The sequence below is a fragment of the Paenibacillus sp. VTT E-133291 genome (assembly GCF_002264395.1).
GTDB classification, from domain to species: Bacteria; Bacillota; Bacilli; order Paenibacillales; family Paenibacillaceae; genus Paenibacillus_AQ; species Paenibacillus_AQ nitricinens.
Genome location: NZ_NFVA01000028.1, coordinates 1 through 15,573 on the forward strand (window position 1 = coordinate 1; position 15,573 = coordinate 15,573).

Genomic DNA, 15,573 nt, shown 5'->3' on the forward strand with positions numbered 1-15,573 from the left:
ATATTTCTCGCTTAAACGCTTACCGTCCTTGTAGGGACGCCGAGGGCGTTTATGCTTGATGGGTCAATAACAGATTTACATTAAATGTTGTAATAGAAAGCGGTGTACTAGTGTCTTCCTATGGGAAATTTGCTTATGTATACGATGAGCTCATGGCAGATATGCCGTATCCTGATTGGATCTCCTTTGCTGAAACCGCATGGAGTAAATACGGTAAGCCTGTAACCGTGGCTGAGCTTGGCTGCGGCACCGGGAGTATCACTATTCCTTTGGCGGGTTCAGGGTATCATATGACCGGAATCGATCTATCTTCAGATATGCTCTCAGTGGCACAGCGCAAAATGGAAGAGCATCCCCAGGGACGGCGCTTCTTGCGCGAAGGTAGTGTTCGTTGGATTAGACAAAATATGAAGGAATGGGAGCTTCCAGAGCTTGTGGATTCTGTGATTTCTTTCTGTGATTGTCTGAATTATGTGCTGGAAGAAGACGATATCAGAGCTGTCTTTGCTAGTACCTTCGCAGGACTGAAGCAAGGCGGCACCTTTCTGTTCGATGTGCATCATCCAAATACACTGATCCGTTATGAAGAAGAACAGCCTTTTATTCTGGATGAACCATCGGTGTCTTATATTTGGACTTGTGAGATGGATGTTCCACGCCGCGAAATAGAACATCATCTGTCTATTTTCGCCCGCGAAGAGGGACGGAGTGATGTATATCGCCGTTTCGAAGAGACGCATATTCAGCGTGCCTACGATCCCCAGTGGATGAAGGATGAACTGCTTAAGGCTGGATTTAGTGATGTGAAGACTTACGCCGATTTCGAGTGGATAGAGGCGGATGATGATGCGGAACGTTTATTTTATATTGCTATAAAATAAATATTTCCATAATAATAAGAGGGGTGTCTCATTAGCTATGAAAATAGCTGATGGGACACCCTTTTTTTGACTTCGTACTTATGTAAAACAAAAAACCGGGCAGTGTTTATGCCACCCGGCATCTTCCAATCCTTACCGATGCTCAAACAGATCAATGGCACCCAATACGACATGAGCCAGACCAAATCCAAGTACGCCTGTTGCTGCCATCTTATACTTGCTTCCAAGAAAAGCGGCGCTTGAAGCGGTTACGACGGTTCCAAGAACAGCGGGAATTAGACCTTCACGCATTCGAAACACTCCTTCTCGGTGGTTTGGGAGACAAGGTTATTATGAGTCAAACCCAAAAAAATATACGAAGGTAAAAAAGACCGGAGAACAGAAATTTCTGCTTCTGCGGTCTTTTTGTTTAAATGGTTTACTCTGATAAGGTAACAGCAGTACGAGAAGCGCCAATTTCAACTTCATGAACATCATATAGTACACGCGCCAGCAAGTCCTGGCTATAGTTGCCGAAATGTTTGCCGTAAATGGTGAGTCCGCGTTTGTTTACAGGCTTGTCCGTTACAGCTATCCGGAAAGTAAGCTCGCTCTTGTAATCAAGCTGGATATCATCCAGGGTCACGTCAGAAATCCGGCAGCCGTCAATAAAGCTGCCTTCATTATTAATACGGATCAGTTTGAGCATACCATATTGGTTTAAATGTGGAGGCCACCAGTCTGGATTAAACGTTCCACGGGTGTCTCCGAAATCTCCAGGACTAGTCCAGTAGCCGATTTCAATTCCATTTAAGTAAAAATAAAGATCGGAAGGGTAGTTATCGTTAGATCCTGGGGCCTCCGAGCCAATCTCCATCGAGAATTGGATTTCACGGAACGTTTGATTAGCTTTAAGATAGTTCGGAACTCTATATTCGAGAAAGCCTTCGCCCATCCATATGATCTCGGCTTCAATCCGTTGGGGGTCTGCAAAATAACGCGGCTCATCAAAATCCCCGATTATGCTGTCTTTGGTAGCAAGTCCGCAGGTCGGAACAGCCTGATAGTTGCTATAATGTCCTACTTGGATTTCTACTTCGTAGAGATTATCAACATCCTTGCTGCGAAGATCAACAATAAGCTTATCCTTATTTAAATAGCAGACCTTCTGAATACCGTGTTTACCCACGGATGTGTTTATCTCGATGAGACCGCTTTCTTCTAGCTTTTTAATATGCATCGTGATTGCGCCATTGCTGAGATTCAGCTTCTTGGCAATTTCATTCAGATTCAGTGCTTGATTGGTAGCTAAAAGTTCGAGTATGAGGATTCTGATTTCAGAACTAAGCGCCTTGAATATTTCAAGACCACTCATTAAATCTTTAATATAGATCATTTTATCAATACCTTCTTCCAAATGGTCATAAATGAATACTGTTTTATGAAATTATAAACTAATATAGCATATAAATAAAGCATCCTTCCTTATTTTGTAGAATGATAAAAATAAGGGCGTTTTTTTCATGTTTTTACATCTAATCTAATTTAATTTAAAAATTAATGAAACTAATTTACAAAAAGAGATGATTTTACACCGTAATCCTGTTACTTTAACTATTTATTTTATAAAAGTATTAAAAGGTTTAAATAAATATATTTACAAGTCTTTTTGTCTATGCTATTTTTAAACTGAAAGTCTTAGAAAAGGACGTGAAAATCATTATGTTAGCTGCAACGCCCCCGATGGGCTGGAATAGCTGGGACTGTTACGGAGCTAGTGTTAATGAAGAAGAGGTAAGAGGCAACGCTGAATATATGGCTGCTTATTTGAAGGAATTCGGCTGGGAATATGTTGTTGTGGATATTCAGTGGTATGAGCCTGGAGCGAACTCTTCGCAATATCGTAACTTTGTACCGCTGGTCATGGACGAGTATTCCAGACTTCAACCGGCAGAAAATCGTTTTCCTTCCGCTAAGGGAGGCAGAGGTTTTGCTCCACTTGCTGAATATGTGCATGGATTAGGGTTGAAATTTGGCATACATATTATGCGTGGAATTCCTCGTCAGGCCGTTCATGCTGGCAGTGCCATTCTAGGATCTAAGCAAACTGCACGTGATATCGCTCATCCCAATTCTATTTGTCCATGGAATACAGATATGTATGGAGTAGATGCTTCTAAAGAAGGCAGTCAGGCTTATTATGATTCGCTCTTTCAGCTGTATGCCAGTTGGGGCGTTGATTATGTGAAAGTAGATGATATTGCCGCTTCACGTATTTATGGATACCACAAAGACGAAGTTGCCATGATCCGTAAGGCTATCGACCGCTGTGGTCGCGAAATGGTGCTTAGTCTTTCCCCTGGACCTGCTCCAGTGGAAGATGCGAAACACTTAGCTGATCACGCAAACCTGTGGAGAATGACTGACGATTATTGGGATCATTGGCATTTGCTACGCGGAATGTTCGAGCGCTGTGAGAAGTGGGCTTCCTACGTTCAGCCAGGCCATTGGCCGGATTGTGATATGCTGCCGCTAGGTCATCTTGGAATTCGTTCTGTTGATGGCGGGGGAGACAGATTTACAAGGTTTACTCCTGACGAACAGGTTACCATGATGACACTCTGGGCTATTTTCCGTTCGCCTTTAATGTTCGGAGGGGAGCTTAGAGACAATGATGAGTGGACTTTATCTTTGTTAACCAATAAGGAAGTGCTTCATCTGCATCATTTTGGTAAGGGTGGTAGACAGGTAGAGCGGAATGAAGAGTATGCGATCTGGACTTCTGAGGATGAGCAAGGTAACCATTATGTAGCGTTGTTCAATCTCAGTGATGAAGAGTCGACGCTTCAAATATCGTTTCAGCAGCTTCATGTTTCCATTCCAAGCACGATCCGTGATCTATGGCTAGGCCGTGACCTGGAGGTTGTTAATGAAGGGGTTAAGCAGCTTCTTCCACCGCATGGTTCTGCATTGTTAAAGCTTTTATAGAGGAGAGAGATTATGGATACGAGTAGAGCGTACAACAACCCATTGGTGGAGCAACGTGCTGATCCATGGGTATATAAACATACGGATGGCTATTACTATTTCACAGCTTCTGTTCCAGAATACGACCGGATCGAAGTAAGAAGATCGACAACCATCGAAGGATTAACTACTGCAGAACCAGTTGTAGCTTGGCGCAAGTATGAGACGGGGCCACTTAGTGCTAACATTTGGGCGCCGGAAATTCATTACATAGACGGGAAATGGTACATTTACTTTGCCGCAGCACGGACTACGGAGACGACAGATGGTTTGTTCGATCACCGGATGTTTGCGCTCGAGAATGCATCTGCTAATCCCTTAGAAGGAACATGGGAAGAAAAAGGCCAAGTAAAAACCGCTTGGAAATCGTTCGCGCTGGACGCGACTACGTTTCAGCATAAAGGAAAACTGTACTATGTATGGGCTCAGAAGGACCTGAATATTGAGGGGAATTCTAATCTGTATATTTCTGAAATGAGCAATCCGTGGACACTAACCGGTCCTCAGACTATGATTGCGACTCCTGAGCATGACTGGGAAATTATTGGGTACAAAGTAAACGAAGGGGCAGCAGTATTGAAACGTAACGGACGTATCTTTATCAGCTTCTCGGCGAGTGCTACCGACTTTAACTACTGTATGGGATTATTGGTAGCGGATGAAGACAGCGAGCTTCTTGATGCAGCTTCATGGACTAAACTACCGAATCCTGTCTTCCAAACGAATGAAGAAAATGGACAATTCGGTCCAGGCCATAATAGCTTTACGGTCAATGAAAATGGGGAAGATGTGCTCATTTACCACTGCCGCAATTATAAAGATATTACTGGCGATCCTCTATATGATCCAAACCGTCATACTCGTGCTCAGGTCTTCCATTGGAATGAAGATGGCACACCGAATTTTGGAGTTCCTGTTAAGGATGCACACTAAAAATACTCCGTTTTGCAAAAAAAGAGAGTTACCCATAAGCCACGTTAATGGCCGCTGGGTAACCCTCTTTTTCATTTGTTACATGTTGCTGCTTAAGGTATATATTGTTGCACGATGGAAGTGATTACGCCGTCCTGAATCGTAAGGTGATAAGGGAATTGGCTTAGATCGAAAATATCCGTCTTATTAAATTGATCGATAAATTGCTCTAAGGTAATGGCTTCGTTCCACTGAATGTCTAAGTCCTCAATGTTACCAGTGTGATCAAAGATCTGCATGGTGACTGTTGCGTTATCAGCGATCGGATAGGTTGTCAGTGTATCAACATCATTAACAACATAATATCCGTCTGGAGCTCCGCCAATTTCTGCTGCACCTTCCGGGTCTCTTTCAGCAAAGACTCGGTCAGCATCAGCACCCTGATACCAGTTTATTTCATCGGCTGTAATGGAAAGCTTGCCACTCTCGGATTGAATAGTATGAATATATACCGTCTGTTGCTGAGTCTTGGCACTATCTTGCGCATCTACTCGTGTTCCAACGGTACTAGCAGTAGTAATTAGGGAAAGAAACAATAGAACAACAACCGGTAACACATACGCTGACTTTTTCTTAAACATTAGAAATCTCCCCCTTGAGATATGTAAAAAGGTTGTATATAGCTTATTACCCGCTATGTTTTTTCCTAAACGGGCTATATACTTCTATTACGTTAAACGGGCAGGTTTTGTTGCAATTTTTTTTAAAATTTCTGAAAAAAGAAGCCAGTCGTGAATCCACTGAAAATGATAGTAAAAGTTTGTCTCCTCGGGCATATTAAAATGTCAAAACATACAGATTAGGGGGAGCAACGAATGGGTGGAATACTACGGATTTATAGGAACGACTGGCGCAACGTTTTTAAGGTTCCTGTGGCCGTGTTCCTGATCGCTGCTTTGGTGGTGTTACCTTCTGTGTATGATTGGTTTAACGTTGCGGCGGTGTGGGATCCCTACAGTAATACCTCTGGCATTAAGATTGCTGTAACTAGTCTGGATGAAGGGACCACTGTGAAGGATAAGAGCTTCAATATCGGCAATGATGTCATGGAAAGTCTTCGGAATAATAAAAGCTTAGGGTGGACCTTCGTAGATGCAGAAGCTGCGCACAATGGTGTGAAGCGTGGAGATTATTATGCGAGTATTGTTATCCCTGCTGATTTCTCCAAAAGAATGACAGGAATCCTTGAAGGCAGGATCGTGAAACCAGAGATTGAATACACCGTCAATGAGAAGATTAACGCGATTGCGCCTAAAATCACGGATAAAGGTGCCTCTTCAATCACGACACAGATCAGTGAGAATTTTACGGAAACCATTAGCGAAACCGTATTTACAGCCTTAAAACAAATCGATTCAAAGTTCCAATCTGAATTGCCTATTATACGCAAGGTAGAAAAAGGACTTTTTCAGTTAGAGGCAAGTCTCCCCGAAATTGAAACGGCAGGCCAACATGTATTGAAAATGGAGGCGCAATGGCCACAAATTCATGCATCAGCAGAGCGTATCTCTAAACTGGAGAACAAACTGCCTGAGGTAGAGAAGGCGGGCCTAGCTTTAGAAAAAATAGCTGAACATTGGCCGCAAATTGCCGATGCTGCAGATCATTTAGACGCACTGCAGGATAAGCTGCCCAAAATTGAACAAGCAGCACAGCTAATCGTTCAACTTGATCATCATTTTGGTGAAGTTGAACAAATTATGGACAAGGCGTCTGAAGGTCTTACGGAAGCAAATAAAGTTGTTAGCACTGCCCTAACTGCGCTACCTAAGGCGGAAAAGATTGCAACTGCTGGAAATGATTTTGTTCTAGAGCTTCAAAAGTTCTTAGAGAAGAGTAATGCTGCATTTGAAGCGGTACCTGCCGCCCTCAAACAAAATATATACCTGCTGCAAAAAACGGAGAATGCAGTAGTTCAGCTTGCTGAATTGCTGCAGGGAGAAGATATTGACCCGCAAGCGGTCCGCGAACAACTTGAGTCTGTTTCCGCTCAGCTGGGGTCGGGAAGTAACGTGATGGATCATACGCTTTCTTTGTTATCGGCACTGAATACATTCTCGCCAGGAACAGTGCCTAATGCTGAGATTGGCGCCTTGAAGGATGTAAATAATACCTTGAGCAGACAGACTTCTTTGGTAAATTCGTTGGTATTGGATTTACAAAATGAAGGTCAGCCAGATCCGAGTGATGTTAAGCAATTAGGTCTTAAATCTGGCGAAGGGAACGTAGCCATAGCGAAGCTTATTTCCGAATATGAAGCGGCAACTATCCCTGCTATAAAAAATACGTTAGAGCAAATATCCACTGCTGCAGAGACTACAGCCACTGCCCTGGAACAAGTTCCGGATCGTCTATCGGCGCTGGGTACCCTTCTTGAGGAGACTATGGCAGCAATTGAGTTCGGACAATCAAGCTTGGCTAGTCTACAGCAGGACTTACCAGCTATTCGTGAAGCGGTACATACAGCAGCTAGCGGTGTCGCAGATAAGACACAGAGCTTTGGTGCTTTTGTTCGCGATACACTTCCACTAATTCAGAGCAGCTTACCTGTTGCAGGAGAAAAAATACAACAAGCTGCAAATTTCGTCCGTCAGGATCTGCCGGCTGTAGAGGAACGGGTGCATCAGATTTCTGATCTGATACGTACAGGTCTCCCCCGTGCGGATAAGGGAGTGGCGGTCGCAGCGGATATGGTGCGAAATGATCTTCCGATCCTGGAAGATTCGATTCGTAAAGCGGCAGCTACCATCCGTCAGATCAAAGATGAGGTGGATCTGGGAGAGATTGCAGAGCTGCTCGGAGGGGATATTAAGAGCAAAAGTGATTTTTTGGCCAACCCGGTAGTATTAAAAGAGAATAAGTTATATCCTATTCCGAATTATGGTTCGGCTATGACTCCTTTTTATGTTGTACTTTCCTTATGGGTAGGTGGCACACTCCTAATCTCACTTCTTCGTACGGGAGTGGATACGGAGGGAATTGTGTACAAGCGGTATCAATTGTATTTTGGACGTTTGCTGACGTTTCTTACGGTTGGAATTCTTCAAGCGCTGGTGGCTGTACTCGGTAATCTCTTTATTCTGAAATGTTATGTGGTGGACAAGGTGTGGTTTGTCCTTTTTGCAGTATTAATTAGTATCGTATTCGTGACGATTGTTTTTACGCTTGTCTCCGTATTCGGCAACGTTGGGAAGGGGATAGCGATCGTATTCATGGTGCTTCAATTCTCAAGCTCTGGCGGTACGTTTCCAATCAGTACAACAGGCCATTTTTTTCAAATGTTGAATCCGTTTATGCCATTTACTTATGCGATTAGTTTGATGCGGGAGGCGGTAGGGGGGATTCTGCCGGAAGTGGCGATTCGCGATTGTCTTTATTTGATCCTATTTGGTGTAATAGCACTCTTACTGGCGCTAACGCTCAAGAAGCCGCTGGAGCGTTATATCGAAAAGGCGGCTGAACAAGCCGAAGAATCTAAATTGATTTCTTAAGAAAAAAGAGGTTGTACCTAAGCCAATTGCTGTGGCTTTTGGTACAACCTCTTTCAGATTATCTCGCGGGAGCGAAATCGGCTACTGGCTTTAGAAGCTCTTCAATTCTCTCCAAAGTTTCAGGAGACAATACGGCATCAACAGCTTGGGCATTCTCTTCCACCTGCGCTGGCTTACTGGCCCCGATAATAGCAGAACTTACGCCGGGTTGACGTAGGGTCCAAGCTAACGCTAGTTGCGACAGCTTCAAATCAAGACGGTTAGCTAGTTCATCGAGCTGTCCGACAACAGTCAATACATCATCGCGGAAGTAGCTGCGAATGACGCCATTTACCGAATCATCAGCTGCGCGGGTTCCTGCCGGAGGCTGTTGTCCAGGTTTGTATTTACCTGTCAGAATACCTTGGGCGAGTGGAGAAAAGACCACTTGTCCGAGGCCCTCACGCTGACATACCTCAAGTACCTCATCTTCAATGTACCGCTCGAACATGTTATAGATAGGCTGATTGGAAATAAGCGGACGCAGATTTAGTTTGCGTGAAATGCCGGTGGCGTCAGAAATTTGAGCTGCGCTCCATTCGCTCACTGCCGAATATAGAATTTTACCTTGTGCAGTTAGGTCGTCCAGCGCGCGCAAAGTTTCCTCCACAGGCGTCTCTCTGTCAAATCGATGACAAAAATAAACATCAATATAATCGGTTCCTAAACGCCGTAGGCTAGCTTCGCATTGCTCCATGATGTGCTTACGTGATAAACCACGATTATTCACATCATCCCCCATCGGAAAGAATACCTTTGTACTCAGCACATAAGACGATCTTTCATAAGCGCGAAGAGCAGCACCCATTGCTTTTTCACCTTCACCTCGGTTATAGGCATTAGCTGTATCAAAGAAATTGATACCGCATTCAAAAGCTTTGCTGATGCAGGCGTCTGCTGCCTTTTGCTCTGCTGCTGTTCCATATGTAAGCCAGCTGCCTAAGCCGATTTCACTGATTTTTAGACCTGAATTGCCTAGCCTTCTGTATTTCATTATTTTCTTCCCTCCTTGAGTTGTATATGTTAACTTTACTTGTATCTTATGGAATATTCAACTTGAGTGTTTCATGTGAAAGAAGAGAACAAGGAGATGAATCATAGGAATGACTATTCCAACTTCTAAAGCTAAAAAAGTGATTTTATTTCAGGGCGACTCTATTACGGATGGGAACCGTGGTCGTGATGAAGATCCCAATCATATTCTGGGACATAGCTATGCATATATCATTGGTGGCAAGTTAGGTAATGAACGGGCTGAGCAGAATCTAGTATTCTATAACCGTGGGATAAGTGGGGATCGAATCTCCGATTTGTATGCACGCTGGAATGAGGATGCGATTTACCTTCGGCCGAATATCATCAGTATTTTGATTGGTGTTAATGATCTTTGGAGAACAATGAAAGGGGAACCAAGCGGTGTAACGGACCGTTTTGAACGTGCGTACCGTCACGTGCTTGAAGAAACTGGGGAAGTACTTCCGCAAACGAAGCTAGTCTTGTGTGAGCCTTTTATTCTGAATACCGGAGCTCCGGCAGAACAATGGGAAGAATGGGAAGCTAAAATTACGCATTACCAGAGCGTTGTTAAGCAGCTTGCAGAAGAGTTTAATGCAGTGTTTGTTCCTTTACAGGAAGCATTCGATGCAGCTGCTCGTAGAACAGATGCAGCCTACTGGCTGTGGGACGGCGTTCACCCGACAGCGGCCGGGCATGATCTGATTGCCGGGGAGTGGCTGAAGATCGTAGGGAAAAGCGGTCTTTTAAACGACTAGTGAAATAAAGGTTTCCCCTTATCTTAATTTATGCACCTACTGATTACTCAGCGGGTGCATAGATAAGAGAGATATGATAGTTGTTCAGAAATTCGATCCATTCCTCAGAAGGCTTCTCGTCTGTAACGATATAATCCACTCTATCGAAACTAAATAATTTAATGAACGCAGTCCTGTCGAACTTAGAGTGATCTGCGAGCAGAATTACTTTATTCGCCTGCTGTTGCATAAGAATCTTCAATTCACTTTCTTCTTCATTCGAATCGCTGAGCCCACCAGTCATAGACAACGCTTTACAGCTGAATATAGCTACGTCCACATTATATTTTTGAATAGTCTGCGAGGCGGTATGTCCAACGAAGGAGCTGGTCTCGGGCCCTAGTATTCCACCAGTGGAAATTAGCTTTTGCCCGGAGTGTTGAAATTCGGATAATACAACCAAAGAATTCGTAATAATCGTCAGATTGTTTTTCTCCTCTATAATTCTCCGTAAAGCCTCAAAAACGGTTGAGCTCGTATCCGTCACCAAGCTATCCCCATCATTAATTAATTGGAGAACATGATCAGCTATCGTACGTTTGGCCTCTATATTTACCTGATGCCTACTCACATAGGGAGGGTCCTCATTCGTGTGGGCATTAAGAATTGCACCGCCATAATTTTTCTTGGCAAGGCCTTCCTTGTCCAGTTTATCCAGATCCCGCCGAATGGTCTCTTCCGAGACATTGAATTTTTGCGCCAGCTGAGCGACATGGACTTTCTTTTGTCTATACAGCTCATTAATGATTAGATCCCGCCGTTCAAATGCTTTCATCCGTTCACTCACCTCTATCATCATCTACTTCATAGTTTACTACATTGTCATAAAAATCAAAATCAAAAAATAACCTCATACTCACATAATACCACAGTGTTATGTTATAAATACCACATAAAACCACATTATTTATCTATAAATATGTTGATTTATGTTGACTAAAGCGTTTCCATATTTTATGATGGAGGAGAAATCATTCCATTATCGATAAGATTAAAGATGATCTTGAGGAGGAACAGCAGTGATAGAAAACTATCCGAAAATTGGTATCCGTCCGACCATTGATGGCAGAAGAAGAGGGGTTCGCGAATCGCTAGAAGCTCAAACCATGGGTATGGCACAGCGGGTAGCTAAGTTTATTGAAGAGAACTTATTTTATCCAGATGGCCGCCCCGTGGAGTGTATCATTGCCGATACTACGATTGGTGGTGTTAAAGAAGCTGCGGCTGCGGCTCAGAAATTTGCCGGGGCTAATGTTGGCGTATCGATTACTGTGACCCCTTGCTGGTGTTATGGTTCTGAGACGATGGATATGGACGCCTCGATCCCGCATGCGGTTTGGGGATTTAACGGAACGGAACGCCCAGGCGCCGTCTATCTAGCTGCTGTTCTCTCTGCTTATGCACAAAAAGGAATTCCGGCGTTTGGTATCTATGGTGAGGATGTTCAGGAGTCTGGCAGTGAGGAGATTCCAGCGGATGTGCAGACGAAATTGCTACAGTTCGCTAAAGCAGGGATGGCAGTTGCTCAAATGAGAGGGAAGTCCTATTTATCTATGGGTTCTGTTTCGATGGGGATTGCTGGATCGATTGTGAATGAACAGTTCTTCCAAGAGTATCTGGGGATGCGCAATGAATATATAGATATGTCAGAATATGTACGCCGCTTTGAAGAGGAGATTTATGATAAAGAGGAATATAAACGAGCCCTCGCGTGGACTAAAGAAAACTGCCAAGTTGGTGCCGATAATAATCCGAAGCATCTGCAAATAAGTGATGATGAGAAAGAGAAGCAGTGGGAGACTTGTGTGAAAATGACATTGATCGCCCGGGATCTGATGATCGGTAATCCTGTTCTCGCTGAGCTGGGCTTTGAGGAAGAGGCCAATGGTCATCATGCGATTGTTGGTGGCTTCCAAGGGCAACGCCAATGGACCGATCATTTTCCTAACGGAGATTTTATGGAGACAATTCTGAACTCCTCTTTTGACTGGAACGGCAAACGTAACCCTTATATCGTAGCAACAGAGAATGATAGCCTGAACGGAGTAACAATGCTGTTCAATTATCTGCTGACGAATACTGCACAAATCTTTGCGGATGTCCGCACCTTTTGGAGTCCAGATGCTGTTAAGCGTGTAACAGGTCATCAATTGCAAGGTGAGGCAGCACACGGAATACTACACTTGATCAACTCGGGTTCGGCTGCTCTTGATGGTACGGGTGAACAGACGATAGACGGCAAACCTGCGATTAAACCTTTTTGGGAAATTACAGAGGATGAGGTAGAAGCTTGTTTAAGCCATACACAATTCCGCCCGGCTTCTCAAGAATATTTCCGTGGGGGCGGCTTTTCTACGAATTATTTAACCAAAGGCGGGATGCCAGTTACCATGGCACGTTTGAACTTGGTAAAAGGACTTGGGCCTGTTCTTCAGCTTGTAGAAGGTTATACCGTAGAGCTGCCTGAGGATGTTCACCATACACTGGATCAAAGAACAGACCCAACTTGGCCAACGACCTGGTTTGCACCTAAGCTAACTAATAGTGGTTCATTCCAATCTGTTTATGATGTCATGGATAATTGGGGCGCAAATCATGGGGCGATTAGTTATGGGCATATTGGAGCGGATTTGATTACACTGGCGTCCATTTTACGCATTCCAGTCAGCATGCATAACGTTGAGGAATCACGTATTTTTAGACCACGGGTATGGTCATTATTTGGCACTGAAGATCTAGAGGGAGCCGATTACAGAGCCTGTCAGAACTTTGGACCTCTCTATTAAAATCTTCCTGTGAAGCAGGTGTGGTGAACAATGGGTGATACGATTAAACTTCTAGCCATAGATCTCGGCGCCAGCTCCGGAAGAGTGATGCTGGGGATATATGATGGCGATAGGCTACAAATGGAAGAAATTCATCGGTTTGATAATACGCCGGTACAGATCAACGGGCACTTATATTGGGATGTTCTTAGACTGTTCCATGAAATGAAGCAAGGGGTTCAAAAAGCCTTTAGGCAACATGGAGAACTGACGTCTTTAAGTGTGGATACATGGGGCGTCGACTACGGTTTTATCGATAAGAATGGAATGCTGCTCTATTCCCCACATCATTATAGGGATCGGAGGATGGAGGTTCACCGTCTCAAATTGGAAGCGTTACTGTCACCGGCAGAGCAGTTCCGTATGACCGGTATTCAACCAAGTGTGATTAATACAGTCTATCAGTTGTTCTCTGACTTTCAGGATAATGATTCTGTTAGGGAGACTGCGGACACTATTTTAATGATGCCAGATCTATTTCATTATCTATTTTCTGGTATAAAAGCAGCAGAAAGCACGATCTGGAGTACAAGCGGCTTAATGGATGCTGTTACGGGAGAACTCTCCTCTGAATTATTTAGCAGGCTGGGGATTCCGAGTCATCTAGTTCCACATAAGGTTCATGCGGGGACAGTTATTGGATCAATCCTTCCGGTTATTCAAGAGGAGCTTAGTATCGGACCGATGAAAGTGATTGCCGGCGCTTCACATGATACGGCTTCAGCAGTGGCTTCGATTCCGTATACTCGTAAGGATGAAGCTGCATTTTTAAGCTGTGGTACGTGGTCGTTGGTGGGGATGGAGACGCCTGAGCCGGTCATTTCAGAGAAAAGCTATGAATATGGTTTCACAAATGAACGTTGCTACGGTAATTCTAATCGTTTGCTAAAAAACACAACGGGACTATGGATTCTACAGGAGCTCCAAAGGAATTGGGCAAAAGCAGGAGAGAATCTTAGTCAAAGTGAAATGGTTGAATTAGCTAAAACGATTGATCAAGCGCCAGCGATCATTGACCCGAATGACCAGCTTTTCAGCACACCTGGTGTGATGATGCAGCGGATTCAGGAATATTGTGAGCGAACGGGGCAACAGTCGCCTAATACGAAAGCTGAATTTATACGCGTTATCCTTGAGAGCCTTGCGCAATCATACTGTAGAACGATTGAAGAAATGGAAGAGATCACCGGCAAGACAATCACTATCATTCATATGGTTGGCGGTGGGATTCAAAATGAGCTATTATGCCAGCTCACCGCTGATGCTACGGGTAGAGAGGTCGTTGCAGGGCCAGTGGAGGCCAGTGGAATTGGCAATATCATTGTCCAGCTGGCTGCCCTGGGGAAATTGGAGGTTTCTAAGGCGAAAGAGTTCGTGGCACGATCTTTTACCTTTAAGACATACCAGCCTTCTTTGGTGAAGAACTCTAAAAAATAGGATATGAGGAGAGAACTTATGGATAACTTGGAACAAAAACTACGTTCGCAGATTTGTGATATTGGCAGAAATTTGTTTAATAAAGATTTCATTGCCGCCAATGATGGGAATATTTCAGCACGGTTATCAGAGAATGAAATTCTCACTACCCCCAGAGCCGTAAGCAAGGGATATTTAGAGCCACATATGATTGTAAAAGTAAACCTGCAAGGGGAAGTTCTTGAAGCGGCGGAAGGATACAGACCTTCAACGGAAACCAAAATGCATTTGAGAATTTATAATGAGCTACCTGAGATGAATGGTGTGGTTCATGCACATCCCCCGTATGCTACCGCTTTTGCCATTAAAGGTGAGGCGCTCGATAAAATGATGATGCCAGAGTCGGTTATCATGATCGGGGATATTCCTTTGGCGGAATACGGAACACCTTCAACAGAAGAAATCCCGGACTCACTGATGCCTTTCCTTGGCAAAAAAACAGCAGTCCTGCTCGAAAATCACGGAGCACTTACTTGGGGAACGGATGTTATGGAGGCTTATCTGAATATGGAGAGACTCGAATATACAGCCAAGATTACCTTTATTACACGTATGATTGACGGGGAGAGAGAACTGCCACAGCATCGGATCGATGAGCTGGTTGCTTTGAGATCTTTTTATGGGAAGTAATGAGGTGCTTGGATGTTGAAAAAAATTCCTAAGCTACTCTCTCCGGAACTGGTACGAGTGATGATGGAGATGGGTCATGGTGATGAGCTTGTACTGGCAGATGCTAATTATCCAGGACACTCCTTAAACTCAAAAGTACTAAGATATGATGGCATTGGAATACCTGATCTTTTGGATGCAATATTGGAACTGCTGCCCCTAGATCATTATGTGGAGCATCAGGTGGCGTTTATGGCTGTGGTTGAGGGAGATCCTACGGTGCCGGTGATCTGGTCCACGTACGAGTCGATAATCGCCAAACATGACGCTGAAGCGACGATTAAATATGAGAAGCGGTTTGATTTCTACAATCGTTCTAAGCAAAGCTACACTATTGTAGTCACAGGTGAAGAAGCACTTTATGGAAATATTATTATCAAAAAAGGTGTAATCAAGGCCTGAT

The 15,573-nt window shown here is 44.0% G+C and carries 14 protein-coding genes; 9 read left to right on the top strand and 5 right to left on the bottom strand.

Annotation, left to right across the window (positions count from 1 at the left end):
- The first annotated feature begins 110 nt into the window (after positions 1-110).
- Positions 111-881: a class I SAM-dependent DNA methyltransferase gene (locus tag CA598_RS13430; protein ID WP_042185976.1), complete on the top strand. Its 771-nt coding sequence runs from the start codon at positions 111-113 to the stop codon at positions 879-881.
- Positions 882-1,013: 132 nt separating this feature from the next.
- On the opposite strand, the gene CA598_RS13435 is transcribed toward CA598_RS13430, so the two are convergent.
- Together CA598_RS13435 and CA598_RS13440 are read right to left on the bottom strand one after the other, a co-directional pair.
- Complete coding sequence (locus CA598_RS13435) at positions 1,014-1,172, bottom strand: hypothetical protein (protein ID WP_036675694.1); 159 nt, start codon at positions 1,170-1,172, stop codon at positions 1,014-1,016.
- A 127-nt stretch (positions 1,173-1,299) separates the two neighbouring features.
- Positions 1,300-2,256, bottom strand: a complete 957-nt coding sequence (locus tag CA598_RS13440) for an ArsR/SmtB family transcription factor (protein WP_094871572.1) — start codon at positions 2,254-2,256, stop codon at positions 1,300-1,302.
- Positions 2,257-2,582: 326 nt separating this feature from the next.
- Between CA598_RS13440 and CA598_RS13445 the strand changes: the two genes are divergently transcribed.
- Complete coding sequence (locus CA598_RS13445; RefSeq protein WP_373455825.1) at positions 2,583-3,848, top strand: glycoside hydrolase family 27 protein; 1,266 nt, start codon at positions 2,583-2,585, stop codon at positions 3,846-3,848.
- A 12-nt stretch (positions 3,849-3,860) separates the two neighbouring features.
- Complete coding sequence (locus CA598_RS13450) at positions 3,861-4,820, top strand: glycoside hydrolase family 43 protein (protein WP_094876840.1); 960 nt, start codon at positions 3,861-3,863, stop codon at positions 4,818-4,820.
- Positions 4,821-4,912: 92 nt separating this feature from the next.
- Here CA598_RS13450 and CA598_RS13455 read toward each other — a convergent pair whose 3' ends face one another.
- On the bottom strand, positions 4,913-5,440 hold the full coding sequence (locus CA598_RS13455) for a hypothetical protein (RefSeq protein WP_094876841.1): 528 nt from the start codon (positions 5,438-5,440) through the stop codon (positions 4,913-4,915).
- A gap of 234 nt (positions 5,441-5,674) precedes the next feature.
- Here CA598_RS13455 and CA598_RS13460 point away from each other — a divergent pair, with 234 nt between their 5' ends.
- Positions 5,675-8,350, top strand: coding sequence for a YhgE/Pip domain-containing protein (locus CA598_RS13460; protein ID WP_094876842.1), 2,676 nt, complete (start codon positions 5,675-5,677; stop codon positions 8,348-8,350).
- Between the two features lie 58 nt (positions 8,351-8,408).
- Here the strand turns inward: CA598_RS13460 and CA598_RS13465 are convergent, their stop codons facing one another.
- Complete coding sequence (locus CA598_RS13465) at positions 8,409-9,383, bottom strand: aldo/keto reductase family protein (RefSeq protein ID WP_094876843.1); 975 nt, start codon at positions 9,381-9,383, stop codon at positions 8,409-8,411.
- A 109-nt stretch (positions 9,384-9,492) separates the two neighbouring features.
- On the opposite strand from CA598_RS13465, the gene CA598_RS13470 reads away from it, so the two are divergent.
- Complete coding sequence (locus tag CA598_RS13470; protein ID WP_094876844.1) at positions 9,493-10,161, top strand: SGNH/GDSL hydrolase family protein; 669 nt, start codon at positions 9,493-9,495, stop codon at positions 10,159-10,161.
- Positions 10,162-10,204: 43 nt separating this feature from the next.
- Here CA598_RS13470 and CA598_RS13475 read toward each other — a convergent pair whose 3' ends face one another.
- Positions 10,205-10,975: a DeoR/GlpR family DNA-binding transcription regulator gene (locus tag CA598_RS13475; protein ID WP_042125399.1), complete on the bottom strand. Its 771-nt coding sequence runs from the start codon at positions 10,973-10,975 to the stop codon at positions 10,205-10,207.
- A gap of 244 nt (positions 10,976-11,219) precedes the next feature.
- Between CA598_RS13475 and CA598_RS13480 the strand changes: the two genes are divergently transcribed.
- From CA598_RS13480 to CA598_RS13495, 4 genes are read left to right on the top strand one after another with little or no spacing between them, the layout of a single operon-like run.
- Complete coding sequence (locus CA598_RS13480; protein ID WP_094876845.1) at positions 11,220-12,986, top strand: L-fucose isomerase; 1,767 nt, start codon at positions 11,220-11,222, stop codon at positions 12,984-12,986.
- A 30-nt stretch (positions 12,987-13,016) separates the two neighbouring features.
- A complete protein-coding gene (locus CA598_RS13485) occupies positions 13,017-14,462 on the top strand; it encodes a rhamnulokinase (RefSeq protein ID WP_094876846.1) in 1,446 nt (481 codons plus the stop codon).
- Between the two features lie 18 nt (positions 14,463-14,480).
- The gene (locus CA598_RS13490; RefSeq protein WP_076298138.1) at positions 14,481-15,131 is read left to right on the top strand and encodes a class II aldolase/adducin family protein; all 651 of its coding nucleotides are present in this window, start codon (positions 14,481-14,483) and stop codon (positions 15,129-15,131) included.
- Positions 15,132-15,143: 12 nt separating this feature from the next.
- A complete protein-coding gene (locus tag CA598_RS13495) occupies positions 15,144-15,572 on the top strand; it encodes an RbsD/FucU family protein (RefSeq protein WP_094876847.1) in 429 nt (142 codons plus the stop codon).
- The last annotated feature ends 1 nt before the right edge of the window (position 15,573 follow it).

Coding starts and splice junctions, on each gene's coding strand:
- CA598_RS13435 (WP_036675694.1), bottom strand. CDS start 1,172: ATGCGTGAAGGTCTAATTCCCGCTGTTCTTGGAACCGTCGTAACCGCT.
- CA598_RS13440 (WP_094871572.1), bottom strand. CDS start 2,256: ATGATCTATATTAAAGATTTAATGAGTGGTCTTGAAATATTCAAGGCG.
- CA598_RS13445 (WP_373455825.1), top strand. CDS start 2,583: ATGTTAGCTGCAACGCCCCCGATGGGCTGGAATAGCTGGGACTGTTAC.
- CA598_RS13450 (WP_094876840.1), top strand. CDS start 3,861: ATGGATACGAGTAGAGCGTACAACAACCCATTGGTGGAGCAACGTGCT.
- CA598_RS13455 (WP_094876841.1), bottom strand. CDS start 5,440: ATGTTTAAGAAAAAGTCAGCGTATGTGTTACCGGTTGTTGTTCTATTG.
- CA598_RS13460 (WP_094876842.1), top strand. CDS start 5,675: ATGGGTGGAATACTACGGATTTATAGGAACGACTGGCGCAACGTTTTT.
- CA598_RS13465 (WP_094876843.1), bottom strand. CDS start 9,383: ATGAAATACAGAAGGCTAGGCAATTCAGGTCTAAAAATCAGTGAAATC.
- CA598_RS13470 (WP_094876844.1), top strand. CDS start 9,493: ATGACTATTCCAACTTCTAAAGCTAAAAAAGTGATTTTATTTCAGGGC.
- CA598_RS13475 (WP_042125399.1), bottom strand. CDS start 10,975: ATGAAAGCATTTGAACGGCGGGATCTAATCATTAATGAGCTGTATAGA.
- CA598_RS13485 (WP_094876846.1), top strand. CDS start 13,017: ATGGGTGATACGATTAAACTTCTAGCCATAGATCTCGGCGCCAGCTCC.
- CA598_RS13490 (WP_076298138.1), top strand. CDS start 14,481: ATGGATAACTTGGAACAAAAACTACGTTCGCAGATTTGTGATATTGGC.
- CA598_RS13495 (WP_094876847.1), top strand. CDS start 15,144: ATGTTGAAAAAAATTCCTAAGCTACTCTCTCCGGAACTGGTACGAGTG.